Origin of the sequence: Kitasatospora sp. NPDC001539, from assembly GCF_040298565.1 — a bacterium.
In the GTDB taxonomy this organism is placed as follows: Bacteria; Actinomycetota; Actinomycetes; order Streptomycetales; family Streptomycetaceae; genus Kitasatospora.
In genome coordinates this window covers 1-24864 of sequence record NZ_JBEPAK010000096.1, presented here as the reverse complement: position 1 = coordinate 24864, position 24864 = coordinate 1, and the positions used below count along the sequence as shown (strand labels likewise).

General features: G+C 74.1%; 21 protein-coding genes. 16 read left to right on the top strand and 5 right to left on the bottom strand.

Annotated features, from left to right (window positions below; genetic code table 11):
• Positions 1–66 precede the first annotated feature (66 nt).
• Positions 67–462: an ArsR/SmtB family transcription factor gene (locus ABT247_RS17145; RefSeq protein WP_350743593.1), complete on the bottom strand. Its 396-nt coding sequence runs from the start codon at positions 460–462 to the stop codon at positions 67–69.
• Positions 463–584: 122 nt separating this feature from the next.
• Here ABT247_RS17145 and ABT247_RS17140 point away from each other — a divergent pair, with 122 nt between their 5' ends.
• Positions 585–1871, top strand: coding sequence for an MFS transporter (locus tag ABT247_RS17140; protein WP_350743591.1), 1287 nt, complete (start codon positions 585–587; stop codon positions 1869–1871).
• Positions 1872–2035: 164 nt separating this feature from the next.
• On the opposite strand, the gene ABT247_RS17135 is transcribed toward ABT247_RS17140, so the two are convergent.
• Positions 2036–2710: a ScbR family autoregulator-binding transcription factor gene (locus ABT247_RS17135; protein WP_350743589.1), complete on the bottom strand. Its 675-nt coding sequence runs from the start codon at positions 2708–2710 to the stop codon at positions 2036–2038.
• Between the two features lie 207 nt (positions 2711–2917).
• On the opposite strand from ABT247_RS17135, the gene ABT247_RS17130 reads away from it, so the two are divergent.
• From ABT247_RS17130 to ABT247_RS17065, 14 genes are all read left to right on the top strand, one after another.
• Positions 2918–3904 (top strand): ScbA/BarX family gamma-butyrolactone biosynthesis protein, encoded by a 987-nt coding sequence (locus tag ABT247_RS17130; protein ID WP_350743587.1) that lies wholly within the window; start codon positions 2918–2920, stop codon positions 3902–3904.
• Entirely contained in the window at positions 3898–5118 is a 1221-nt protein-coding gene (locus ABT247_RS17125; protein WP_350743586.1) for an acyl-CoA dehydrogenase family protein, read from the top strand. Before ABT247_RS17130 ends, ABT247_RS17125 begins: the two co-directional genes overlap by 7 nt.
• On the top strand, positions 5115–5816 hold the full coding sequence (locus tag ABT247_RS17120; RefSeq protein ID WP_350743585.1) for an HAD family hydrolase: 702 nt from the start codon (positions 5115–5117) through the stop codon (positions 5814–5816). Before ABT247_RS17125 ends, ABT247_RS17120 begins: the two co-directional genes overlap by 4 nt.
• 65 nt (positions 5817–5881) lie before the next feature.
• Positions 5882–6529 (top strand): TetR family transcriptional regulator, encoded by a 648-nt coding sequence (locus ABT247_RS17115; RefSeq protein ID WP_350743584.1) that lies wholly within the window; start codon positions 5882–5884, stop codon positions 6527–6529.
• A 113-nt stretch (positions 6530–6642) separates the two neighbouring features.
• Entirely contained in the window at positions 6643–7671 is a 1029-nt protein-coding gene (locus ABT247_RS17110; RefSeq protein WP_350743583.1) for a LysR family transcriptional regulator, read from the top strand.
• 423 nt (positions 7672–8094) lie between these two features.
• On the top strand, positions 8095–9084 hold the full coding sequence (locus tag ABT247_RS17105) for an NAD(P)H-dependent flavin oxidoreductase (protein ID WP_350743581.1): 990 nt from the start codon (positions 8095–8097) through the stop codon (positions 9082–9084).
• Between the two features lie 137 nt (positions 9085–9221).
• Positions 9222–9812 (top strand): YciI family protein, encoded by a 591-nt coding sequence (locus ABT247_RS17100; protein WP_350743579.1) that lies wholly within the window; start codon positions 9222–9224, stop codon positions 9810–9812.
• Positions 9813–9866: 54 nt separating this feature from the next.
• On the top strand, positions 9867–11300 hold the full coding sequence (locus ABT247_RS17095) for an FAD-binding protein (protein ID WP_350743577.1): 1434 nt from the start codon (positions 9867–9869) through the stop codon (positions 11298–11300).
• A 31-nt stretch (positions 11301–11331) separates the two neighbouring features.
• Positions 11332–12267 (top strand): hydroxymethylglutaryl-CoA lyase-like TIM-barrel protein, encoded by a 936-nt coding sequence (locus ABT247_RS17090; protein WP_350743575.1) that lies wholly within the window; start codon positions 11332–11334, stop codon positions 12265–12267.
• A complete protein-coding gene (locus ABT247_RS17085; RefSeq protein WP_350743573.1) occupies positions 12264–13040 on the top strand; it encodes an alpha/beta fold hydrolase in 777 nt (258 codons plus the stop codon). The genes ABT247_RS17090 and ABT247_RS17085 overlap by 4 nt, the downstream gene beginning before the upstream one ends.
• The gene (locus ABT247_RS17080; RefSeq protein ID WP_350743570.1) at positions 13037–14878 is read left to right on the top strand and encodes an isocitrate/isopropylmalate family dehydrogenase; all 1842 of its coding nucleotides are present in this window, start codon (positions 13037–13039) and stop codon (positions 14876–14878) included. Before ABT247_RS17085 ends, ABT247_RS17080 begins: the two co-directional genes overlap by 4 nt.
• Positions 14879–14897: 19 nt before the next feature.
• The gene (locus ABT247_RS17075) at positions 14898–15731 is read left to right on the top strand and encodes a DUF6282 family protein (RefSeq protein WP_350743567.1); all 834 of its coding nucleotides are present in this window, start codon (positions 14898–14900) and stop codon (positions 15729–15731) included.
• A gap of 33 nt (positions 15732–15764) precedes the next feature.
• Positions 15765–18479 (top strand): phosphoenolpyruvate carboxylase, encoded by a 2715-nt coding sequence (ppc, locus tag ABT247_RS17070; RefSeq protein WP_350743565.1) that lies wholly within the window; start codon positions 15765–15767, stop codon positions 18477–18479.
• A gap of 75 nt (positions 18480–18554) precedes the next feature.
• Positions 18555–19598: an MBL fold metallo-hydrolase gene (locus tag ABT247_RS17065; protein ID WP_350743562.1), complete on the top strand. Its 1044-nt coding sequence runs from the start codon at positions 18555–18557 to the stop codon at positions 19596–19598.
• A 50-nt stretch (positions 19599–19648) separates the two neighbouring features.
• Here the strand turns inward: ABT247_RS17065 and ABT247_RS17060 are convergent, their stop codons facing one another.
• Together ABT247_RS17060 and ABT247_RS17055 are read right to left on the bottom strand one after the other, a co-directional pair.
• Positions 19649–20503, bottom strand: a complete 855-nt coding sequence (locus ABT247_RS17060) for an ABC transporter permease (protein WP_350743560.1) — start codon at positions 20501–20503, stop codon at positions 19649–19651.
• Positions 20500–23280 carry an alpha/beta fold hydrolase gene (locus tag ABT247_RS17055; protein ID WP_350743558.1) on the bottom strand — a complete coding sequence of 927 codons (2781 nt, stop codon included), beginning with the start codon at positions 23278–23280 and terminating at the stop codon, positions 20500–20502. Before ABT247_RS17055 ends, ABT247_RS17060 begins: the two co-directional genes overlap by 4 nt.
• A gap of 125 nt (positions 23281–23405) precedes the next feature.
• On the opposite strand from ABT247_RS17055, the gene ABT247_RS17050 reads away from it, so the two are divergent.
• Positions 23406–24425, top strand: a complete 1020-nt coding sequence (locus ABT247_RS17050; RefSeq protein WP_350743555.1) for a mechanosensitive ion channel family protein — start codon at positions 23406–23408, stop codon at positions 24423–24425.
• A gap of 36 nt (positions 24426–24461) precedes the next feature.
• On the opposite strand, the gene ABT247_RS17045 is transcribed toward ABT247_RS17050, so the two are convergent.
• Positions 24462–24864, bottom strand: a 403-nt coding sequence (locus ABT247_RS17045; RefSeq protein ID WP_350743552.1) for a transposase, incomplete at its 5' end; no start/stop codon positions are given.

Genomic DNA, 24864 nt, shown 5'->3' with positions numbered 1-24864 from the left:
TGCGGCGGAAGCCTGGGCGGGAGCCGCGGCCCCCGGCGGCCCTGTCCGCCGGGGGCCGGGCGCCGGTCAGGCCTGCGGGGCCCGCGGAGCCGGCGGGGTCCAGGCCGCCACGAGGTCGAGCAGCCCGGGGAAGCGCGCGTTGAGGTCGTCGACCCGCACGTGGCTGCGGCGCTCCAGCCCGTACTGGCGCTGGCGCGTCACCCCCGCCTCGCGCAGGGCCTTGAAGTGGTGGGTGAGCGAGGACTTGGGCCGGTCGAGGCCGAACCAGCCGCAGGAGTGGTCGAAGTCCTCGGACTCCAGCAGGAGTTTGCGGACGATGGTCAGCCGCAGCGGGTCGCTGAGCGCGCCCAGCACGTTCTCCAGGCGCAGTTCGTCGACGGCCGGCTCGGCCAGCGGCTCGGGCAGGTCGGACGGCTCAGGGAGCACCTTGAAGGCGGGTGCGTCGGCCGTGGTCGTAGGCATAGGCAGCTCCTCGACTCCTCATAACTCGGTTCCTATGTAGTACGACTTCTATCGTACTGCATGCTAAGTTCGACTCGACTCGTACTGCTGGAGAGCCAACAGTCAGACCGGGAGGAACCGCCATGCCCAAGACCAGGACCGCACCCGTCCAGGCCGTCGAGGAGGTGCAGCGCACCGCGACCGCCGAGGCCACCACCACCGCCGCCGAGGCCACCGCCGCGAAGCCCACCGCGCCGCTGTGGTGGGTCTGGCTGGCCGCCTGGCCGGTCACCGCCGTCTTCGTCCTCTCGAACGCCGCCACGCCGCTCTACGTGCTGTGGCAGCACGACATCGGCTTCTCCAAGGGCACCCTGACCGTGGTGTTCGCGTTCTACATCGTCGGCCTGATCGGCTCGCTGCTGGTCTCCGGCGTGGTCTCCGACCGGATCGGCCGCAAGCCCGTCCTGCTGCCGGCCCTGGCCCTGGGACTCGCCGCCTGCCTGATCTTCGGAACCGCCACCAGCGTGGCCGCGCTGATCGTGGCGCGCCTGTTCACGGGCATCGCGGTCGGCGCGGTGGTCTCGGCCGGCATGGCCGCGGTCACCGACGTCGCCGGTCCCGAGCGCAAGCGGATCGCCGCCCTGCTCGCCTCCTGCGCGATGGTCTTCGGCGCCGGCCTCGGCCCGCTGCTCGCCGGTGTGCTCTCCGAGCTGGCCCCCGGGCCGACGGTCACCGTGTTCGTCGTCGAGGCCGTGGTGCTGGCCACCGCCGTGCTGGTCGTGCTGCGGATGCCGGTGCGCCGTCCGGAGAGCCGCGGCACCGGCGCCTGGATCCGGGTGCCCGGCGTCCCGAGCGGCAACGGCCGCCAACTCGCCCTCGGCATCGCGGTGTTCGCCCCCGGCATCACCGCCACCTCGTTCGTGCTCTCGCTCGGCCCCTCGCTGCTGTCCGGCCTGCTCGGCACCACCAACCGGATCGTCGCCGGGGCCATGGCCTTCGTGATGTTCCTGACCGCCACCGGTGTGCAGTTCGCCGTCCAGAAGCTGCGCCGCCGCGCCATCCTGACGGCCGGCGCGGTGAGCACCACGCTGAGCATGGTCGCGCTGATCATCGCCGTGCACTCCGAGGCGGTCGCGGTCCTGATCGTCGCCGCGCTGCTGGCCGGCGCCGGCCAGGGCATGGGGCAGCTCGGCGGCCTGTCGCTGCTCAACTCCACCATCGCGCCGCAGCGGCTCGCCGAGGCCAACGCCGCCCTCAACGTGGGCGGTTACATCCCGGCCGGGGTCCTGCCCGTCTCGGCGGGCTACCTCAGCGACGCGGTGGGCCTGACCAACGGCGCCACGATCTTCGGCGCCGTGCTGACCGCCCTCGCGGTGATCGGCGGCCTGGTGGTCCTCGCGACCAAGCGCCAGGTGACGGACCCGGCCTGACCGGCCGTACGAGACGGCACGCCCTCCCGGGCGGCGGTGCACCGGCTGACCAGCGGTGCACCACCGCCCGGGCGTCCGTCGTTCCGGGCCGCGAACACCCGCCGCGCCCACGGCCGGCGGGCGCCCGCCGTTCCCGGCGCAGGGGCGGTGCGGACGGGGCGGGCTCACTCCGTCCGCATCGCCCGGAACAGCAGACCGCTCAGATCCCGCCAGCGCTCCACCACGTCGGCCCGTCCGCTGAGGACGTCGGAGACGTGCTGCGAACCGAAGAACGCCGACACCAGGGAGCGCGCCGCGTTCGCCGGCACCACCTCGGGGCGCAGTTCGCCCGCCTCCCGGGCGGAGGTCAGCAGGGATTCCAGCAGGGCGATCCAGTCCACGTAGGGGGTGGGCAGCTCGGCGTCGATCTGCGGGCGCTCGATCTGCAGCCGGGCACCCGCCTGGACGATCACGTCGTCCTGGAACGCGACGGCGGCCCGGTCCAGCATCCGGACGGCCGTCTCCATCGGTCCGAGCCCCTCGAGGGCCACCTCATCGAGCAGTTTCGGCCAACGTGCGTAGTGTTCCTCGACGATCGCCACGGCCAGGGCCTCCTTGGTCGGGTAGTGGAAGTACACGGCGCCCTTGGTCATCTCGACCCGGTCGGCGACGTCCTTGACCGACGTCTGACGGAATCCCCGTTCGGTGAAGAGCTCGGCGGCCCCCATCAGGACCCGCTGCCGGGTCCTGGCGGAACGCTCCTGCTTCGGATCGGAACCCCGCCGAACTGGGGTTTTGGGCGCGGTGAAGGGGATGGTCTGCGGCTCCAGCATGAGGAACTCTCCGTGGTCGGTCGGCATGGCGCCGTGGTGGGGACGGCCTGCCTGCCGCGGTCGGTGGTGCTCGGTCGTGTGCAGTTCTGCTCGGTCGTGGCGGGTGTCAAAAATCTACCCCTCAATATTCCTTCCTGAAGGTATATTTCTCGACGTCGCCACGTGCCGCGTCGGGACGATACCGGCGCATGGGCTGGCACGGCGAGCCAGGAGGGGGATCCGCTCATGCACGTCATGCCTGGACTTGAACTGATGACCGGCCGACCGGGGCCGGAACACCACTGGAAGAGCATGGAGTTCAGACAGCGCGTCCACCGCGCGTCCGTCCACAAGGCAGCGGACGCGGAGGTGCTGCTGACGGACTCGCAACGGCTCGGCGACGACCGCTTCGCGGTCGCGGCCCGCTGGGACCGCGACCACTACCTCTCCCACCAGGGCGGCTCCGTCGCCGATCCGGTGCTGCTGGCGGAGACCACCCGGCAGACCGCCATCCACCTGTCCCACCGCTTCCTCGACGTCCCCCACGGGCTGCCGTTCGTCCTGGGCGAGGCCTCCGTCGACCTCTCCGAGGAGCTTCCACCGGTCGGTCCGCAGGGCCTCGCCGTCGGGCTCGACGTCATCTGCCGCCGCCCCGCCGCGGGCTCGCGCCGCCTGCGCCTCGAACTGGACGCCGACGTGCTGGTCCGGCACCGACTGATCGGGAGAACCCGGCTGTGCTGGGAGCCGATGGAGCCCGGCCGCTACGCCATGCTGCGCCGCCGCGGCGGCGGCGAGCCCACCACCGCGCCGCTGCCCGAGCCGCCCGGCACTCCGCTGCAGCCGGCCGCCGTCGGCCAGCGCGCCGAACGGGACGTGCTGATCGCCGCCGATCCGGCACGGTGGAACGCCTGGTGGCTGCGGCTCGACCGGGACCACCCGGTGCTGTTCGACCACGAGTCCGACCACATCCCGGGCATGGCGCTGGTGGAGGCGTTCCGGCAGGCCGGCCGGGTGGCCGCGGCGGACCGCCGACCGGGCGCGGGCGGCGTCACGCTGCTCACGGTCAGGTTCACGGCCTTCGGCGAGCTGGACGCCCCGGTGTCGATCACCGCCGAGCCGGCCGGGCGCGGCCGCGGCACCTTCGCCCTCCGCGCCCACCAGGGCGAGCGGGAACTCGCCGGCGCCACCGTCCGCTGCGGCGCGGCGGAGCCGGCCCGGGCCCTGCTGGGGACGGCGTGCTGACCACTTCTCCCGGGGGCACTCCCCCGACCGGCGCCGTCACCACCCCGCCGGCCACCGGCCTCACCACCCCGACCACCGGCCTTCCGGTCGCCGGCCGCACACCGGACCGGCCGAACACCACCGGCGCCCAGGAGGCGTTGACCCTGCTCACCGAACTGGCCCGCCGCGACTCCCCCGCCGCCGAGGAGCAGCGCAGGCTCACGCCCGAGGTCGCCGCCGCCCTGGTCGACGCGGGCTTCCCGCGCCACTTCGTCCCGGCCCGCTGGGGCGGCAGGGCCGGCACCTTCGCCGGGCTGCTCGCCGAGGCCTCCGCCGTCGCCGAGGCCTGCGCCGCCGCCGGCTGGTGCGCAGCCCTGTTCGCGGCGCACGGCCGGCTCGCCGCCTACCTGCCCGAACAGGGCCGGCGCGAGCTGTGGACGGACGGCCCGGACGTGCGGATCGCCGCGTCGGTCGTCCCGCCGCAGGGCCGGGCCACCGAGGTGGCCGGCGGCTGGCGGCTGGACGGCGAGTGGCGCACCGCCAGCGGGGTCGACCACGCCGAGTGGGTGCTGCTGGCCTCCTGGACGCGGGGGCCGGACGGCGGCCGGGAGCACCGGATCTTCGCCGTGCCGCGCGCCGAGCTGACCGTCCGCGACACCTGGGACCCGGTCGGCCTGCGGGGCAGCGGCAGCAACAGCGTGACGGGCGAGGGGATCGTCGTCCCCGCGCACCGCTCGTTCCCGCTGAGCGCCCTGCTGAGCCCGCTGCCGGACGCGGCCCGCTGCCACCGGGTGCCGTACCCGATGGTCGCCGGGCTGATCTTCGCGATGCCGGTGCTGGGGGCGGCCCGGGCGGCGCTCGCGGCCTGGACGGACGAGTGCGGGGCGGGCGCGTCGGGCAGACCCGGCCGGAGCCTGCTGCTGGCCGGGACGTCCGCCCGGATCCACGCGGCGGGCCTGCTGCTGGAGTGCGCCGCCGACCGCGCGGACCGGGGCGCCGTCACCCCGCTCTCGGTGGCCGAGAACCGCCGGGACGCGGCCACCGCCGCCGCCCTGTGCCGGGACGCGGTGGACGAGCTCTTCCACGCCTCGGGCCTGCGCGGCCAGTCCGCGCACAGCCGGGTGCAGCGCGCCTGGCGGGACGTCACCACCGCGGCCGGGCACGGCGCCCTGGACGTCGAGACGGCCGCCGGGGCGTACCTGGAGGCGGCGCTGGCCGCCCGGGGCGACCGATGACGGCGGCGCCGCCGCGGGTGCGCCCCGCGCTGGCCTTCTTCGACGTGGACGAGACCGTGATCGCCGAGAAGAGCCCGCTCGCCTTCTGGCGGTACTGGCGGGACCGGCACCCCGACCGGGTCGCCGCCGACCTCCCGGACCTGGCCACCGAGGCCGCGGTCACCCCGGACCGCGAGGCGCTCAACCGCCGGTACTACCGGCGGTACGCGGGCGTGCCGCTCGAGGAGCTGGAGGCGGCCGGCCGCGGCTGGTACGAGGAGTACCGCCGCGGCGCCGAGGCGTTCGTGCTGCCCGCCCTCGCCGCCGTCGCCGAGCACCGGGCCGCGGGCCGCGCGGTCGTGCTCGTCTCGGGCTCGATGCGTCCCCTCCTCGCCGTGCTGGCCGAGGAGTTGGGCGCTTCGGTGCTGGTCTGCACCGAGCTGCTGGTGGACGCCGCGGGCGTGCTGTCCGGCGAGGTGCGCCGTCCGATGATCGGACGGGCCAAGGCCGAGGCCGCCGTCCGGCTGATGCGCGAGCACGGCGCGGACCCGGCCGACTGCTTCGCGTACGGGGACCACGAGAGCGACCTCGCCCTGCTGCGCGCGGTGGGGCGACCGGTGGTGGTGGGGGGTTCCCCGCTGCTGAACGAGCACGCGGGACGTCTCGGCTGGCCGGTGATCCCGGCCGGCCGGGGCCCGCTGGAGGCGGAGCACGCATGATCAGTCCGGCGGACCGGAAGGCTGCGACACCATTCCGTCCCGATGGTATGTATGTGCTCTCGTTGATGACGGAGGGTACGAACATGGCCAAGCAGGAACGGGCGCTGCGCACACGGGAGAAGGTGCTGACGGCCGCGGCGGAGGTCTTCGCCTCGCAGGGCTACAGCAGCGCCACGCTCAACGCGGTGGCGGACCGGATCGGCATGACGAAGGGCGCGCTCTACGGGCACTTCCCCTCGAAGAAGTCGCTCGCCGGTGCGCTGATCGCCGAGTCCCGGCAGACCTGGACGAGCCTGCGGGCCGAGTACGACGCGCCGGGCGCCGACGCCCGGCGCGTCCTGGAGGGCGTCGTCGTGGGCTTCGCCGACCGGCTGCGGTCGGACGTGCGGCTGCGGGCCGCGCTCCGGCTCGCCGCGGACTGCCCGCACCTGGCCCGGGCACTCTCCGGCGTCCTGGCGGACATGCGCAGCACCCTGACGGACCTGGTCCGCCGGGCCCAGCGCGACTGCGGCTTCCCCGGCCACTCGCCGCGGCTCGTCGCCGAGTTGCTGATGATCGTGATGTACGGGCTGTTGAGCGCGCCCGCCGGGTTCGCCGAGAGCGTGGGCGCGCCCGGCGGGGAGCCGCTGTGGCGACTGCTGTTCTCGGCCCTTTCGGCCGGCGGACGGCCGGATTCCGCCGCCGGAGGCAACGGCGCCGTTTCGGGCCCGTAAAACATACCTTCTGGAACGAATTCTTGTGTCATGCTGACTCCGGGCCTCGACGGGGCGCGGGGTCGGCAGGGCGCATCCCTGCTCGGCAGGGCAACGACGCTTGGAGGAAGCCGATGAGCGTGCTGGACGAGTGGACGGGTCGACGCACCCCGACACGCACGGGCCTCGCCGCCCCCGGACCGGACCCGGACGACGGCGCCCTGCTCCGCGCGATGACCGACGCGCGGGAGGTCGACGATTTCGACATGCGGCACCTCCGGTATTTCCTGACCGTGGTCCGTGCCGGCACCGTTTCGGCCGCCGCCCAGGAACTCCGGATTTCCCAGCCGAGTCTCAGCCAGCAAATCCGACGACTGGAACAGAGAATCGGCGCCGCACTGTTCATCCGGAGTTCCCGCGGCGTTGAACTGACGGCCGGCGGCCGGGCATTCCTCCGGGAGATCCAGGGAATTCCCGGCCAGCTCCGATCGGCCATCGCCGCCGTCGCCCCGGCACCCCAGGTGTGGCAGGTCGGCGTGTGCGGAGGAGTCCCCGCGGACGTCCTCATCGAAGTGCAGCACGGGCTCTCCGGCCGCCGCACCCACGGCGGCCACCAGCACGGCGCGAAACTGCGGATGCGCTCGGTGGACGTGGCAGACCAGGGCGAGCTGCTGCAGCACGGCGAGATCGCCTTCGGCATCGTGCGACTGCCCGTCCCGATGCCGCACCTGGTGCGCGCGGTGGTGCGGGACGAACCGCTCGGCGTCGTGATGGCGCGCGAGCACCCGCTCGCCGCCAGAACCGAACTGACCCTGCGGGACCTCACCCGCCAGCGCCTGCTCTGGTACGACGAGGGCTGCGCGCCCGGGTTCGCCCAGTCCGTCCCCGCCCACCTGGCCCGGCTCGGCTGGAACTCGGTGCTGCACCCGGTCGACCAGGACCAGCACGCCCTGTTCCTGCACGCCCTGCGGACCACCCCCGACCTGGTGGCCCTGCGCCCGCGCCGCGCCGTGGAGGGGGAGCCGCACCTGGTCTGGCGGCCACTGCCGGCCGCCCGCCCGCCCCGCGAGCGCCTCGCCGTCACCGCGCTGCGCGACGGCCACACCGCGCGCGTCCTCCGGGAGGTGGCCGCCGAGCGCGGCTGGCTCTTCCTCTCCGACTGATCCCCCCCCCGCTGTTCCTGCGCCTCCTCGCGCCGGGACCCCCTGACGGGCGTGCGATCCGGGCCTCCCCCGAACCCGGATCGCACGCCTTTTCGTTTCCCCACCCACCCGGCACCCAGCCGGTATAGCGCCCCCTTATGGCAGTCACACGGTTTACGTCTTGGACGCCGTTCGAATGCCGCGGCTAATGTCTTCACCAGAGCGCGGCACCGAACCGCACGACGCGACGCCGACACGGCGCGCACGACACGGCGCCGCACGGCTCAGCACCACGCGGGCTCCTTTCCGGAAACGGTTCCGAATCCGTGGGAACGCCCCGCCCCCACCGCGCGGAATTCACCGTCGAATTCGCCGCGCCACCCCGTCCTCTCGGCCCGCCGGGCCGGACCGCGCCATGCCATCGAACCGGACCAAGGGAGCATCGTGATCTCGACCAAGCTGACGGAACTGCTCGGCATCGACCACCCGGTCGTCTGCGCCCCGATGGGCGGGGTGACCGGAGGCCGGCTGGCCGGCGCCGTGACGGCCGCGGGCGGCCTCGGCCTCGTCGGCGTCAGCTACGGCGACCCGGCGTTCATCGACGAGCACCTGCCGCAGGCCGCCGGCACCGGCGGTGTCTGGGGCGTCGGATGCGTCATGTTCACCTTCGACGAGCGGCCCGGACTGTGGGAGAAGGTGCTCGGCTACGCCCCGCCGGTGGTCGAGCTCTCCTTCGGCAGCGCGACGCAGGTGCAGAAGTACGTGGCCTCCGCGACCGAGGCCGGATCCAAGGTCGTCGTCCAGGTGCACGACCCCGACCAGGCCGCCCTCGCCCTGCGGGCCGGGGCCCACGTGATCGTCGCCCAGGGCGCCGAGGCCGGCGGGCACCACGCCTCCCGCGCCACCCTGCCCCTGATCCCCGCCGTCCTGGACGTCACCCGGGGCCGGGTTCCGGTGGTCGCCGCCGGCGGCTTCGCGGACGGCCGCGGCCTCGCGGCGGCGCTCGCCCTCGGCGCCGACGGCGTGATGATGGGCACCCGGTTCGCCGCCACCGAGGAGTCGCTGGCCTCCGCCGGATTCAGGTCCCACCTGCTCTACGCCCGCACCGCGGACACCGTCAACACCCGCTCCTTCGACGTCGTGCGCGGCATCCCGTGGGACGAGGTCTACACCGCCCGCGCCGTGGCCAACGACTTCACCCGCACCTGGACCGGCCGGGACGCCGAACTGGCCGCCCGCCGGGGCGAGATCGAGCCCGCGTGGAACGCCGCCGTCGCCCGCGACGACACCACCCAGCGCGCCATGCTCGTCGGCGAGAACCTCGACCAGATCCAGGACATCCAGCCCGCCGCCCAGGTCGTCCACGGCGTCGTCGCCGACGCGGAGCGGATCCTCTCCGGGCTCTCCCGGCGCCTCGGCGTCCCCACCGCCTGAGCCCGCCCCGCCCTGCACCCGGCCCCCGCCGACCCGCTGCCCGGCTCCCGCGGCCCGGCGTCCGCTCCGTTCCGCCCTGCTCCGTTCCGTCCTGCTCCGTCCTGTTCCGTTCCGTCCACACCCACCCGGAGGACCCGTTGATCCACGTCCTGACCCTCACGTACCTGACCCCGCGTGAGACCGTTCTCGCCCACATGGCCGAGCACAAGGCCTGGCTGCGCGAACACGCCGACCAGGGCCGCATCCTGCTCAGCGGCCCGCGGCCCGACGGCGGCGCCGTCGTCATCACCGCCGACCTCGACGACATCCAGGTGCGCGAGCTGATCGAGAGCGACCCGTGGCACAAGCTGGGCATCGCCTCGTACGCCCAGCTCTCCTTCGAGGGCCGCAACGCCAGCCCCGGCGTGATCACCTCCCCGGTGCCGGACGACGGCGTCCTGCTGATCAACGTGGCCACCACCGACGACGCACCCGCCAGCGTGGACGCGCTCGCCTCGGCCGTCGACCACGTCGCCGCCACCGCCGACGGCTTCCGCGGCTCCCGCCTGCTGACCAGCGTCGACGGCGACGCCATGGTCAACTTCGCGGCCTGGTCCAGCCGGGCGGAGTTCGACGCGATCTTCCAGGACCCGGAGTTCATGCGCCGCTACCAGGCCTTCGCCGAGACCACCACGGGCGCCAAGTTCCGGCTCTACCGCACCAGCCGGGTCATCACGCCCAACCGCTGAGCCCACCGAGCCCCCACCCGCACACACCCTTCAGCCCCACCCGAGGAGAAGCACATGTCCGACGCGACCACCCAGCCCCGGTACGACCTCATCGTCGTCGGTTTCGGCGCCGCCGGCCTGTCCGCCGCGCTGACCTACGCCGAGGCCACCGAGGGCCGCGAGACCCCGGCCAGGATCGCGATCCTGGAGCGCTCCAGCGAGGAGGACCGCGGCGGCGCCACCCGCTGGACCGGCGCCTTCCTGCGGATCGACGAGGACAAGCAGCTGGACACCGACTGGGCCGAGCACGTCAGCCGGGTCTCCGGCGGCCTCGCCGACATCGAGTACTGCCGCACCGTCGAGCGCGAGACCAAGCAGACCCTGGAGTTCGTCGAGAAGCACGGCGTCGAGATCGCCTTCGAGCACTTCCCGCTGCCGCACACCTTCGCCGCCGGCCGTCCGTCGATGGCCAAGCCGGCCAGCCCCCGCGGCGGCGGCGCCTCCATCGTCGAGCACCTCGGCTCCGCCCTGGAGCGGGACCCGCGCGTCGACATCCACTACCGGACCGAGGCACTGCGCCTGACCACCACCGAGGACGGCACCGTCGACGGCGTGCTGGTCCGCGGCGCCGACGGTCGGACCCGGCGCCTGACCGGCCGGGCCGTCGTGCTGGCCTGCGGCGGCTTCCAGGGCAACCCGGAGATGCTCGCCCGCTACGTCGGCGAGAAGGCCTGCGACCTGCCGCTGATCGCCCCCGGCATCACCAACAACCGCGGCGACGCGCTGCGGATGGCCCTGGAGCTGGGCGCCGACACCGCCGGCCAGTTCGACGGCATCCACGCCGAGCCCGTCGACACCCGGACGAACAAGGCCGACTCGGTGCTCTACGGCTTCGCCACCGGCATCTTCGTCAACCGCCGGATGGAGCGCTTCTTCGACGAGGGCCGCGACACCTGGGACAACACCTTCGAGCACGTCGGCTACGAGATCTGGAAGAACCAGGACCAGGAGGCGTACTGGATCGCCGACGCCAAGACCCTCGCCATCCCCGGCATCATGACCTCGCTGCTCAGCGACGTGCCGCCGGAGCAGGCCGACACCCTGGAGGAGCTGGCCGGCAAGCTCGGCATCGACGCCGAGGCGCTGGAGAAGACGGTCGCCGAGTTCAACGCGGCCGTCGGCCCCGGCGAGTTCGACCCGACCCGGCTGGACGGCAAGGCCACCGTCGGCATCGAGCCGAAGAAGTCCAACTGGGCCACCCCGCTGGACACCGCGCCGTTCATCGGCGTCCCGGTGACCTCCGCGATCTGCTTCACCTACGGCGGCGTCCGCACCGACCTGCACGGCCGGGTGGTCACCCCGTCCGGCACCGCCATCCCCGGCCTGTACGCGGCGGGCGAGGCCACCGGCCTCTTCTACCACGCCTACCCGCCGGCCACCTCGGTCCTGCGCTCGCTGATCTTCGGCCGCCTCGCCGCGCACCACGCGGCGGCCCAGCACCAGGCCTGAGCCACCCCAACCCACAGCACCTGGAGGAACCGTGAGCATCGTCAACATCGACGTCACCCTCCGTGACGGCGGTTACCGCAACGGCTTCAACTTCCCCCTGGACTACGCGCTGAAGCACGCCAGGCTCAGCGTCGAGGCGGGCTTCGACTGGATCGAGATCGCCTACCGCAAGGGCTCGCTCGTGCCGATCCCGAACCTCGGGCTCACCGGCCGCGGCGACGACGACTTCATCGCCGCCGTCGCCCGGGAGATCGGCCCCGAGCGGGTCGCGATGATCCTGCACCCGAAGAACATCACCGAGCACGACCTGCCCGCGATGTACGCCGCCGGGGCCCGCCTGGTCCGCATCATCCTGCCGTCCAAGGGCTACCAGCTCGGCCTGGAGTACATCCGCCAGGCCAAGGAGATCGGGTACACCGTCGGCGTCAACTTCGCCCGAATAAGCCAGTGGTCGGGCCGCGGCATCGTCGAGGTGGCCACCGCCGCCACCGACGCGGGCGCGGAGTTCGTCTACCTGGCCGACTCCAACGGGAGCCTGTCCCCGGTGGACACCACCGACCTCACCACCCTGACCAAGTCGGTCACCGGCGGCCCGGTCGGCCTGCACGCCCACAACAATCTGGGCCTCGCCCTGTCCAACGCGATCAGCGCGGTCGCCGCCGGCGCCACCTGGATGGACTCCTCGATCCAGGGCATGGGCAAGGGCCCGGGCAACCTGATCGCCGAACAGTGGCTGGCGCACCTCGACCGCACCGACGCCGAGGCCTCCGCCCGCCTCCACCTGGGCCACGCCCTGGAGTTGGCCGAGCTGCTGCTCGCCACCGTCCCGGAGGGCACCCCCTCCCTCCCGCTGCCGGACCTCGTCCTGGGCCGCTACGACCTGCCGGTCGAGCACCGCAAGGACGTGACGGGCGGCAGCCACCACGAGGGCATCGCCACCGCGCGCACCCTCGCCACCGTCCGGTGACGACCACCGGACGGACCGTACCGGCGGCGGTCTTCGGACCGGAGACCGCCGCCGGCGCGGCACACGCCCTCGTCCTCGCCCCCGTCACCCCCGGTTGGGACGGCGGAGCCTTCTTCGCCCCCGTCACCCGGGCCCTCACCGGGGCCGGCCTGCGGGTGACGGTGGTGGACACCCTGTCCGCCGTGGACGAGGGGACCGACTCGCTGGCCGCCCTCGCCGCCCGCTGGCGCGAACGCCTCGGCCGCTACGGCCCGGTGGACCTGCTCTGCGGCAACGCCCTCGGCGGAGCGGTCGCCCAGGCGCTGCTGCCCGACCTCGCCCCGCACACCGCGGCGCTGCTGGTCTCGGGCCCCGTCCGCAGCGACGCCGTCCTCGAGGCCAGGCTCGGCGAGATCGCCGACCTGGCCGCCGGCGGCCGCTCCGGCGAGGCCCTGGCCCTGCTCGACCGGCGCGTCCAGCCGCACGGCCGCCGCCCCGCACCGGGGGCCGACACCCCCGCACCGCACGACCCGGAGGCCGGGCGCCGCCTCGCCGCCGGGATGCGGATGCTCCGCGGCTTCGACCTGACCGACGCGGTGCGCGCCCACCCGGGCCCGCTGCTGCAGATCGTCGGCGGTCACTCCCAGCTGGTCGGCCGCCGCCACACCGCGGCGGCCGGCCACCACCGGGTGCACGTCATCGCGGGGGCCGGCATGCGCCCCCACTTCGAACGCACCGCAGAGGTGTCCGACCTGGTCGGCGCCTTCCTGCGGGAGAAGGGACTCACCACATGAAGAGCGTCGCGGTCCTCCCCGGCGACGGCATCGGACCGGAGGTCACCTCCGCGGCCCTCGACGTCGTGGACCGGCTCGGCCTCCCGCTCGACCTGCGCTTCGGCGAGATCGGCTGGGAGTGCTGGCGCCAGGAGGGCGATCCGGTCCCCCAGCGGACCTGGAAGCTCCTGGAGGAGACGGACACCTGCCTGCTGGGCGCCATCACCAGCAAGCCGCTGCGCGAGGCCGAGGCCGAACTGCCCGACGGCCTGCGCGGCACCGGGCGCACCTTCGTCTCCCCGGTCATCCAGCTGCGCCAGCGGCTCAGCCTGTACGCCAACATCCGCCCGGTCGCCGACCTGGTCGACGGCCGCTTCGACTTCACGGTGATCCGCGAGAACACCGAGGGCCTGTACGCCGGTTACGACTTCCACGGGCTGGACGACGCGCTCTGGGCGCTGGTCCGCGACCACCCCAACGCCCAGGCCTCCGGCCCCGCTTCGACCAGCGTCACGCTGCGGCTGCAGACCCGCTCCGGCATGGACCGGCTGCTGCGCCACGGCTTCGAGTACGCCCGCTCGCACGGCTACGACCGGCTCACCCTGGCCGACAAGCCCAACGTGCTGCGCCACAGCGGCAACCACCTGCGCGAGCGCCTGGAACTGATCGCCGGCGAGTACCCGGAGATCGCCACCGAGATCCTCAACGTCGACGCCGTCGCCCTGTGGCTGGTCCGCCGGCCCGAGCGCTTCGGAGTGCTGGTCGCCGAGAACATGTTCGGCGACATCCTCTCCGACCTCGGCGCCGGCGTCATGGGCGGCCTCGGCCTCGCTCCCAGCGGCAACATCGGCGACCACGGCAGCTACTTCGAGCCGGTGCACGGCAGCGCCCCCGGCATGGCCGGCCAGGACCGCGCCAACCCGATGGCGATGGTGCTCACCGTGGCGCAGATGCTCGACCACCTGGGCCTGCCCGTCCCCGGCGGCGAACTCCGGGCGGCGGTCCGCGCGGTCGCCAGGCGGCGCACCACCGTCACCTACGACATGGGCGGCAGCAGCGGCACCCGCGAGGTCGCCCGGGCGGTCGCCGAACAGCTCGCCGCGGACCGCCCCGCCGAAGGCAGCTCGGCCGAGCCCCGTTCGGCCGAGCAGGCCGCCGCCGAGCAGGCCACCGCCGACCGCGCCCCCGAGGACGTGGTCGACCGGCTCGCCCGCCTCGACACCGCCTCCGTCTCCGACGCACTGGACAGCCTCGGCGTCGGCGGCGTCCTGGCCGGCATCGCCCCCCGGGTGCCCGGTGCCCGCGCCGCCGGCCGCGCCTTCACCGTCACGTACCAGAGCGTCGACAGCACCGCCGACGGCTTCCGCAACGCCGCCGACTACCTGGACGACGTGCCCGAGGGCTCCTTCGTGGTCGTCGACAACGCCGGCAGCACCAGCTGCACCAACTGGGGCTCGCTGCTGACCAGGCTGGCCCAGCGCCGCGGCGTGCGCGGCACCGCCCTGCACGGCTCGGCCCGCGACATCGCCGAGATCCGCGCCGCCGGGTACCCGCTGTTCAGCACCGGCGCCACCATGGTCAGCGGCAAGAACCGGGTGCAGCTCGCCGCCACCGGCCGGGACGTCGTCATCGGCGCGGTCACCGTACGGCCCGGCGACATCGTCGTCGCCGACGACAACGGAGCCCTGGTGGTCCCCGCCGAACACGCCGCCGAGGTCGCCGACCGGGCCGAACGCGTCGAGCGGACGGAGAACGCCATCGCCGGGGCCGTCGACGCCGGCCTGCGGCTCGACGAGGCCCGCCGCACGTACGGCTACGCCAAGCCCTGGGACGGCGGCGCCCAGCGGTCCCGTGCCTGACCCGGCGGGGAGCGTGGTGGTGGACCTCCACTACCACGCCGGCCCCGACCTCTACCGCCGCCGCCTCACCTCCCACGACGCGGGCCGGGCCTACCGGGACGTCGGCGGCTGGGTGGTGCTCAAGAGCCACCTCAGCTCCACCGCCGCCCGCGCCTGGGAGGCCCGCCAGGAGGGGCTGCCGGTCTCCGGGACGCTCGTCCTCAACGAGCTGGCCGGCGGCGTCCGGCCCCGGGCCGTGGAACAGGCGGTCTACGCCCACGGCCCGGACAGCCCGGCCCGCCTGGTCGTCCACCTGCCGACGCTGGTCGGCCACACCCACGCCTCGCCGCTGCGCCGCACCCCGTTCCACCCCCTGCTCGACCCCGAGCGGTGGCGGACCCGTCCCGTCCTCGACGACGACGGCCGGCTGCGCCGGGACGTGCGCGAGGTGCTCCGGGCGGCCCGCGACCTGCCGGTCGCGGTGGCCACCGGGCACAGCGACCGCGAGGCGGTGCTGCGCGTCGTGGACGAGGCGGTCCGGCTCGACCTGCCGCGCCTGCTCCTCACCCACGCCACCCACCCCATGTCGGGCTTCACCCCCGACGACCTCTCCGACCTGTCCCAGGTGCCCGGCCTGTACGTCGAGATCACCGCGCTGACCCTGCTGCTGGGGCACCGCGACGCCGGGCACCTCGGCGAGCTGGTGCACTCTCACCCCCGGGTGCTGTTCAGCTCCGACCTCGGACAGCCCGACCAGCCGGACGTGAAGGAATGGCTGGACCTGAGCGCGCAGTGGTTCCGGGCCGCCGGCCTGACGAGCCGGGAGGTCAGGGCCATCACCTGGGCCAACCCGGTGGACCTGCTGACGCCGTGAACGGACCTTCACCACTCCCCGATCAGGAGCATCATGAACGCCCGTACCGACCCGCACGCCGCCCTGCACGCGGATCTGCGCCACCTCGCGGACCTGCTCGACGAGACCCTGGTCCGCCAGGAGGGCCCCGAACTGCTCGGCCTGGTCGAGCAGGTCCGCCTGCTCAGCCGCACCGACGGCGAGGCCACCGCCGAACTGCTGCGCGGCGTCGAACCGGCGACCGCGGCCAGACTGGTCCGCGCCCTCGCCACCTACTTCCACCTGGCAAACGTCACCGAACAGGTGCACCGCGGCCGCGAACTGCGCGCCGCCAGGGAACGGGCCGGCGCCGCCCTCGCCCGCGTCGTCCAGCAGGCGGCGAGCGAGGCGCCGGAGGCCCTGGCCCGCGCCGTCGAGCGCCTGAACGTCCGCCCGGTCTTCACCGCCCACCCCACCGAGGCCGCCCGCCGCTCCGTCCTCACCAAACTGCGCCGGATCGCCGAGCTGCTGGAGGCCCCGGTCCCCGAGGCCGACCGCCGGCGGCACGACGCCCGGCTCGCCGAGACCATCGACCTGATGTGGCAGACCGACGAGCTGCGGGTGGTCCGCCCCGAACCCGCCGACGAGGCCCGCAACGCGATCTACTACCTGGACGAGCTGCACGCCAGCGCGGTCGGCGACGTCCTGGAGGACCTGACCGCCGAACTGGGCCGGGTCGGCGTCCGGCTCCCGGACCGCGCCCGGCCGCTGACCTTCGGCACCTGGATCGGTGGCGACCGCGACGGCAACCCCAACGTCACCCCCGAGGTCACCTGGGACGTCCTGATCCTCCAGCACGAGCACGGCATCAACGACGCCCTCGCGACGGTCGACGAACTGCGCGGCCTGCTGTCCAACTCCATCCGCTACACCGGGGCCACCGCCGAACTGCTCGGCTCGCTGGAGCACGACCTCGCCCGCCTGCCCGAGATCAGCCCCCGCTACAAGCGGCTCAACTCCGAGGAGCCGTACCGCCTCAAGGTCACCGCGATCCGCCAGAAGCTGCTGAACACCAGGCGCCGGCTCGCCGAGGGCGGCCCGCACGAGGAGGGCCGGGACTACCTCGGCACCGCCGAACTGCTGCGCGACCTCACCCTGGTGCAGACCTCGCTGCGCGAACACCGCGGCGGCCTGTTCGCCGAGGGCCGGCTGGACCGGACGATCCGCACCCTCGCCGCCTTCGGCCTGCAACTGGCCACCATGGACGTGCGCGAGCACGCCGACGCCCACCACCACGTGCTCGGCCAGTTCGTCGACCGGCTCGGCGAGGAGTCCTGGCGCTACGCCGAGATGCCCCGCGACTACCGGCAGCGGCTGCTCGCCAAGGAGCTCACCTCCCGCCGGCTGCTCGGCCCGGCGCAGCTGGACGGCGCCGGGGAGCGGACCCTCGGCGTCTTCCACACCGTCCGCCTGGCCCTGGACACCTTCGGCCCCGAGGTCATCGAGTCGTACATCATCTCGATGTGCCAGGGCGCCGACGACGTCTTCGCCGCCGCGGTGCTGGCCCGCGAGGCCGGCCTGATCGACCTCCACGCCGGCACCGCCAGGATCGGCATCGTGCCGCTGCTGGAGACCACCGACGAGCTGAAGGCCGCCGACACCATCCTGGAGGACATGCTCTCCGACCCCTCCTACCGGGCCCTGGTCGCCCTGCGCGGGGACGTCCAGGAGGTCATGCTCGGCTACTCCGACTCCTCCAAGTTCGGCGGCATCACCACCTCCCAGTGGGAGATCCACCGCGCCCAGCGCCGACTGCGCGACGTCGCCCACCGCCACGGGGTGCGGCTGCGGCTCTTCCACGGCCGCGGCGGCACCGTGGGCCGCGGCGGCGGCCCCTCGCACGACGCGATCCTCGCCCAGCCCTGGGGCACCCTGGAGGGCGAGATCAAGGTCACCGAGCAGGGCGAGGTGATCAGCGACAAGTACCTGGTGCCGTCGCTGGCCCGGGAGAACCTGGAGCTGACGGTCGCGGCCACCCTCCAGGCCTCCGCGCTGCACACCGCGCCCCGCCAGTCGGACGAGGCCCGGGCCCGCTGGGACGCCGCGATGGACGTCGTCTCCGACGCCGCGCACGAGGCCTACCGCGCCCTGATCGAGGACCCGGACCTGCCCGCCTACTTCCTCGCGTCCACCCCGGTCGACCAGCTCGCCGACCTCCACCTCGGGTCCCGGCCTTCGCGCCGCCCCGACTCCGGCGGCGGACTGGACGGCCTGCGGGCGATCCCCTGGGTGTTCGGCTGGACGCAGTCCCGCCAGATCGTGCCGGGCTGGTACGGCGTCGGCTCCGGGCTGAGGGCGCTGCGCGAGGCGGGCCTCGGCGAGGTGCTGGACGAGATGCACGACCAGTGGCACTTCTTCCGCAACTTCGTCTCCAACGTGGAGATGACCCTCGCCAAGACGGACCTGCGGATCGCCCGGCACTACGTCGAGACCCTGGTGCCCGCCGAACTGCACCACGTCTTCGCCGCGATCGAGGCCGAGCACGACCTGACCGTCGGCGAGCTGCTGCGGATCACCGGCGAGCGCGAACTCCTGGCCGCCCAGCCGGTGTTGAAGCAGACCTTCGCGGTCCGCGACGCCTACCTCGACCCGATCTCCTATCTCCAGGTCGCCCTGCTGAAGCGCCAGCGGGAGGCCGCCGCCGCGGGCGAGGAGCCCGACCGCACGCTCTGCCGGGCCCTGCTGCTGACCGTCAACGGCATCGCCGCCGGCCTGCGCAACACCGGCTGAACCCCGGTCCGCGAACCCCGTCAGCCCCCCACCGGCCCCCACAGCCCCAGCAACCCCCACACGAGAAGGCCCACCATGACAGAGCCACCCGACCAGCAGAACGCCCCCTCCCGGCGCGGCGTGCTGCGCACCGCCGTCGTCGCCGGCGCCGCCCTGGCCGTCCCGCTCGCCGGCGGACTCCCCCAGGCCGAAGCCCGGGGCGAGAACCCGCCCGGCCACCCCTCGACCGGCTCGCTCGGCGACCAGTCCGCCGTCCGCAGCCTCACCCTGGGCGACGTCCGGCTCACCTACGTCGTCGACGCCGCCATGGAGCTGGACCGCACCGGCTTCCTGCCCGCCGTCCCGTCCTCCTACTGGGAGCAGCACCCCGAGGAGGTGGCGCCCTCCGGCCGGATCGCCGCCTCGGCGGGCGGTCTCCTGGTCGAGCGGGGCCACCGCCGGCTGCTGATCGACGTGGGCCTCGGCGCCAACCTGCTCCCGCCCTCGCTCGGCGTCTCCCGGGGCGGAGCGCTGCTGCGCACCCTCCGGGCCCTGCGGGTGCGGCCGGAGACCGTCGACACGGTGGCCTTCACCCACCTCCACACCGACCACACCGGCATGGGCTTCACCACCGCCCCGGGCCGGGCACCGCGCAAGGCGTTCCCGCGCGCCGGCTACCTGGTGGCCGGCGCCGAGTGGGAGCCGTTCTGGGAGCACCGGATCAAGGTCGGGGCGCCGTCCTGGGACGACTTCATGCTGCCCATGTCGAAGGTGCTGCGCCGCTTCGACGACGGCGCGCGGGTCTGTCCCGGCGTCACCGCGCTGATCACGCCCGGCCACAGCCCGGGCCACACCACCTTCGTCGTCTCGGCCGGCGGCGGGCGGCGGATCCTGGTGTTCGGCGACGCCTTCCACACCCCGGCGCAGGTGGCGCACCCGGAGTGGCCGTCCGGGCCGGACACCGACGTCGACAAGGTGCTCAGGGCCCGCCGGACGCTGCTCGCCGAGCTGCGCCGGCCGCACACCTACGGCTTCGCGTTCCACTTCGGCGACCAGGCCTTCGGCCGGGTCGGGGACGACGGCCGCTGGCATCCGGTGCCCGCCCGCGCCCTGCTGCCCGCCCCGATCCGGCTGCCGTAGTCCCCGTCAGGACGCCCCTCGTCCCAGCACCCCCGACGGGACACCGCTCCTCAGGACACCACGTCCTTGCGCCCGAACCCGCGGAACGCCAGCGCCAGCAGCACCACCGCGTACGAGAACGACAGCGAGACGCCCTGCAGCATGCCGCCCCACTCCAACTGCGGCTGCAGGGCGTCCGCCCACGCGTACTGCCAGTGCGCCGGCAGCCACTCCCGCAGGCCGCCCAGCGCGGTGACGGCGTCCAGCACCCCGGTGATGATGGACACGAACACCGCCCCGCCGACCGCTCCGAGCGGCGCGTCCGTCGCCGTCGACAGCCAGAAGGCCAGTGCGGCGATCACCAGTTCGCTGAGGAAGACGAACGCCACCGCCAGCGCGATCCGGGGCAGCGCCTCACCGGCCGGCAGCGTGACCCCGGTGGGCAGTTTCAGGTCCCCCCAGCCGTACGCGGCCGTGCCGACCACCAGCCCGATCGCCGGCAGCATCACCACGGCCGCCGCCGAGAACGCCAGCCCGACCAGGAACTTGCGGGCCAGCAGCCGGGCCCTCGGCACCGGCGCGGCCAGCAGGTAGCGCAGCGAGGACCAGCTGGCCTCCGAGGCGACGGTGTCCCCGCAGAACAGCGCGACCGGGATCACCAGCATGAAGCCGGTGCCCACGAACAGCATGGTGACGGCGAAGTTCGCCCCGGAGTAGGTGGCCAGGTCGATGAAGGTGGTCCGGTCCGGGCGTCCCGGGGTCCCGCCGATCTGGAACGCGGCCAGGATGACGAAGGGCATCGCGGCCAGCACCGCACCGATCACCAGGGTGCGGCGCCGGCGCAACTGCCGGATCGCCTCCACCCGCAGCGGCAGGGTCCGGCTCGCCCGGTACCCCGGGGCGTGGTCCGTCGCGACGTCGCTCACGCCGCACCTCCGATCAACGACAGGAACGCGTCCTCCAACCGCCGCTGCGGCCCGGCGCTCTCCACCGGCACCCCCAGCCGCACCAGCTCCGCGAGCAGCTCACTCGCCGCCAGGCCGTCCAGCCGGACCAGCAGTCCGCCCTCGACGGCCTCCGCCGAGCCGACCCCGGCCAGCGCCCCGACCTTGGCGACCACCGACTCCGGGTCGCAGCTGTCGGCGACGCCGATCATCAGCAACTCGCCGGCGCCGACGATCCCGCCGACCGGCCCGGCCGTCACCAGCTGCCCGCGGTGCATCACCACCAGGTCCGTACAGCTCTGCTCGACCTCGGACAGCAGGTGGCTGGAGACGATGACGGTCCGTCCGCCGGCCGCGTACCGGATCATCACCTCGCGCATCTCGCGGATCTGCGGCGGGTCGAGCCCGTTGGTCGGCTCGTCCAGGATCAGCAGGTCCGGCATGCCGAGCATGGCCTGCGCGATGGCCAGCCGCTGCCGCATGCCCTGCGAGTAGGTCCGCACCGCGCGGTCCAGCGCCTCCCCGAGCCCGGCGATGGCCAGGGCCTCGTCGAAGCGGGCGTCCTCCTCGGGCCGCCCGGTGGCCTGCCAGTACAGCCGCAGGTTGGCCCGCCCGGTCAGGTGCGGCAGGAAGCCCGCGCCCTCGACGAAGGCCCCGACCCGCGAGAGCACCGGCGCCCCGGGGCGCACCAGGTGCCCGAAGATCCGGATCTCCCCGGCGTCCGGCCGGATCAGGCCCATCAGCATCCGCAGCGTGGTGGTCTTGCCCGCGCCGTTCGGCCCGAGCAGGCCGAGCACCTGGCCCTGCTCCACCCGGAAGCCCACGTCCCGTACGGCGTAGCGGTCCTGGGCGCCCTTGTAGCGCTTGCTGAGGCCGCTGATCAGCAGCGGCACCGCGGCCAGCTCCGGGTCGAACTCCGGCCCGGCGGCCGCCGGACGCCGCCGCCGCACCAGCGGCAGCAGCACCAGGACGGCGGCCACCAGCACGGCCGCCACCGGCAGCAGCCAGGTCCGCGCGGGCAGCGGCGCCGACTCGGTGACCAGCTGCGCGTCGGTCGGCGCGGTGAGCGGCCCGGCCGGGGCGACCCGGTAGGCGGCCGGCTCGGCGGGCGAGGCGTACGCCAGGTCGGTGGAGGCCAGCACCAGCCGCAGCCGGTGTCCGGCGGGGAAGGTGTGGTCGACGGCCGGCAGCTTGACGGTCACGGTGGCGCCCGCGTCCGCGCCGGTCACCCGCAGCGGGGCCGCGAGCTGCTGCGGCAGCACCGCCTTGCCGTCCGGCCCGACGTCGTACAGCTTGGCGAACAGCACCGCGTCCGGGCGGTCCGCCGTCACCTTCACCGGCACGGTCGGCTGCCCGCTGAGGTCGAGCGGGGTGTCCAGCGGCGCCGAGTCGAAGGCGGCGCTCTGCCCCGGGAAGTCCAGCGAGAGGCCCGCCCCGAGCGAGGCGGCCTGGCTCAGGGCGCCGATGCCCGGCAGCGCCGAGATGTTCGGCGGCGCCCCGCCGGGCGGGTTGGCGAGCGGCTTCTCGCCGCCGGCCAGCTCGACCGTGCGGCTGCCGGTCCCGGCCAGGCCGGGGTAGCGGTCGGCGGAGGCGCCGCGCAGTACGGCCTGGAAGCCGGTGGAGTCCACGCCACCGGTCCGGGTCACCCGGAAGGCCGGGCCGGTGTCGTTGCCGCTCCCGCGCAGGTAGTGGTCGAACCAGGCGGTCACCCGGTCGTCGACCCGGGCGCTGGTGTCCGTCCCGCCGTCGTGCCCGCCGGCGAACCAGTCCACCGCGACCGGTGCGCCGTTGGCCGCCACCGCCCGCGCGATCCGGTCCCCCTGGTCCAGCGGGAACAGCGAGTCCTGCTGGCCCTGCACGACCAGGGTGGGCGCCTTGAGCTGCGACGCGACCGAGGACGGGCTGGACTTCTCCAGCAGCGCGACGGCCTCCGGGTCGGCGTGCCCGGCGGTGGCGATCCGGTCGTACATCCCGCAGAGCGACTCCAGGAACCGCCCGCAGCCCACCGGCCCGTCCGCCGCGTCGGGCTGCGGGCCGGTGCCGCCGCGCGGCGCCCCGCCGGAGGGCCCGAGGTCCCCCGCCGAGCCGGTGGTGAAGAAGATCCCGGCCCACAGCTTCTTGAACACGCCGTCCGCCGCACCCGAGCCCTGCACGCCCTGCGGGAACAGCGCGTCGGCCAGGTTCCACCAGGTGATCTGGGTGGCCACCGCGTCGATCCGGTGGTCGTAGGCGGAGGCCAGCAGGGAGACGGCCCCGCCGTAGGAGGCGCCGGTGATGCCGACCCGGGGGTCGCCGGGCCCGTCGAGCCGGACCTCGGGCCGCTGGGCCAGCCAGTCCACCAGGTGCTTCACGTCCTCGACCTCGCGGTCGGGCGCGTTCAGCCCGATCTTCCCGCCCGAGTGGCCGAAGCCGCGCGCCGACCAGGTCAGCACCGCGTACCCCTGCCGGGCGAGCTGCTGGGCGCGGTCCCGCTCGCCCTCCTTGGAGCCGCCGAAGCCGTGCGCGAGCAGGACCGCCGGGCGCGGGGTGGTGCCGGTGGTGAAGAAGGAGGTGTCCAGCTGGACCTGCTGGGCGCTGCCCGGCGTCTCCGGCATGGCGAGGAAACGATCCTCCTGATGGACCGCCTGCTCACCGCTCGAGGCCACCGCCGCGGTGCCGATCCCGGCGACCGCCACCAGGGCCACCGCCCCGGCCAGCACCCTGCGCCGCACCGATCTGCCGCGGCCCCGCCAGCGACGCCATGCCCCACCGAACTCCATGGGGGCTGATCGTATCCGCCGCCCGGGTAGGCGTCCGATAAAGCCGCCGCCCCTTTTACCCGTTTCATACGGCTATGCGCCGGTATCGTACGGCTCACCCGGCTCCCCCACCCCGAGAAGGTCCCGTGATCTGGCCGCTGATCACCCTGCTCGCCGTCGTCGCCGCCACCCTGGCGATCGGCTGGATCGTCGACCAGGTCCTCCAGCGGATCAGCGCCAGCCACCCCGAAGCCCCGGTCTGGTCACTGCTCCGCCGCTGCCGGCTCCCGCTCCAGCTCACCGTCGTCACGGCCCTGCTGCTCGTCGCCGACCCGCCGAAGCGGATCCTCCACCTGAAGGACGACGCCGGCGCGCACCACCTGGTGCTGCTGCTCCTGCTCGCCGCGCTCGGCTGGCTCACCGTCCGGGTGGTGGCCGCCCTCCTGGACGCCGTGCTCCGCCGCTACGAGACGGTCACCGAGGACCCGGCCCGGGTGCAGCGGGTCCGCACCCAGATCGGCATGCTGCGCCGGGTGGTCAGCGCGGTGATCGTCGTCGTCACCATCGCGGTGATGCTGCTGACCTTCTCCGCCATGCGCAGCGTCGGCGCCAGCCTGCTCGCCGCCGCCGGCATCATCGGCATCGTGGCGGGCATCGCCGCCCAGAGCACCCTGGGCAACTTCTTCGCCGGCCTGCAGATCGCCTTCGGCGACACCGTCCGGATCGGCGACACCGTCGTGGTGGAGGGCCAGCAGGGCACCGTCGAGGAGATCACCCTCTCCTACCTGGTGGTCCGGCTCTGGGACCACCGCCGGCTGATCGTCCCGGTCTCCTACTTCGTCAGCAAGCCCTTCGAGAACTGGACCCGCCGCGACCCGGGCCTGCTCGCCGCCGTCCTGCTCCACCTCGACCCCACCGCCCCGGTCGACGAGCTGCGCGCCGCCCTCCACGCCCACCTGGAGCAGCACCCGCTCTGGGACGGCGCGGAGTGGGCCCTCAACGTCACCGACACCACCCCCAGCACCATCGTCGTGCGCGCCACCATGACCGCCCGCACCCCCGACGACGCCGCCCAACTGCGCTTCGACGTCCGCGAGCACCTCCTCGCCCACCTGCGCGACGAGCACCCCCACGCCCTGCCCCGCCTCCGCACCACCGACTCCTGATTCGAAAATCCCCTGTCCCTTGTCCGTAGCCGCTGGTCAGGCAGCTCCTTCTGTTTGGAGGGTCACTTGGTAGCCGAGTTGGTTGAGCTGGCTCACCAGGCGTCGGGTCTGCCTGGCCCGGCCGGTGCGTTCGAGGAAGTAGTCGCCGCCGAGGTCGGCGTAGTCGGTGTCGCGGGTGAACATGTGCCAGACCGAGGTGAGGATCGAGTGTTCCAGGGCGACCAGGGCACGTTTCTTGCCGCGCCGGGCGATCAGGCGTCGGTAGCGGGCAGCGAGGTAGGTGTCCTTGGTCCGCGAGGCACTGACGGCGGCCTGGCCGAGGGCCGCCTTGAGCCAGGGATCTCCGTGCCGGGTCTTGCCGCTGCCACTGCGCCCGCCGGACTGGTGGTTGCCGGGGCAGACGCCGGCCCACGAGGCCAGGTCGGCCGCCGTGGGAAAG

Coding starts and splice junctions, on each gene's coding strand:
- ppc (WP_350743565.1), top strand. CDS start 15,765: ATGAACGCCCGTACCGACCCGCACGCCGCCCTGCACGCGGATCTGCGC.
- ABT247_RS17130 (WP_350743587.1), top strand. CDS start 2,918: ATGCCTGGACTTGAACTGATGACCGGCCGACCGGGGCCGGAACACCAC.
- ABT247_RS17065 (WP_350743562.1), top strand. CDS start 18,555: ATGACAGAGCCACCCGACCAGCAGAACGCCCCCTCCCGGCGCGGCGTG.
- ABT247_RS17115 (WP_350743584.1), top strand. CDS start 5,882: ATGACGGAGGGTACGAACATGGCCAAGCAGGAACGGGCGCTGCGCACA.
- ABT247_RS17145 (WP_350743593.1), bottom strand. CDS start 462: ATGCCTACGACCACGGCCGACGCACCCGCCTTCAAGGTGCTCCCTGAG.
- ABT247_RS17055 (WP_350743558.1), bottom strand. CDS start 23,280: ATGGAGTTCGGTGGGGCATGGCGTCGCTGGCGGGGCCGCGGCAGATCG.
- ABT247_RS17080 (WP_350743570.1), top strand. CDS start 13,037: ATGAAGAGCGTCGCGGTCCTCCCCGGCGACGGCATCGGACCGGAGGTC.
- ABT247_RS17120 (WP_350743585.1), top strand. CDS start 5,115: ATGACGGCGGCGCCGCCGCGGGTGCGCCCCGCGCTGGCCTTCTTCGAC.
- ABT247_RS17110 (WP_350743583.1), top strand. CDS start 6,643: ATGAGCGTGCTGGACGAGTGGACGGGTCGACGCACCCCGACACGCACG.
- ABT247_RS17095 (WP_350743577.1), top strand. CDS start 9,867: ATGTCCGACGCGACCACCCAGCCCCGGTACGACCTCATCGTCGTCGGT.
- ABT247_RS17140 (WP_350743591.1), top strand. CDS start 585: ATGCCCAAGACCAGGACCGCACCCGTCCAGGCCGTCGAGGAGGTGCAG.
- ABT247_RS17135 (WP_350743589.1), bottom strand. CDS start 2,710: ATGCCGACCGACCACGGAGAGTTCCTCATGCTGGAGCCGCAGACCATC.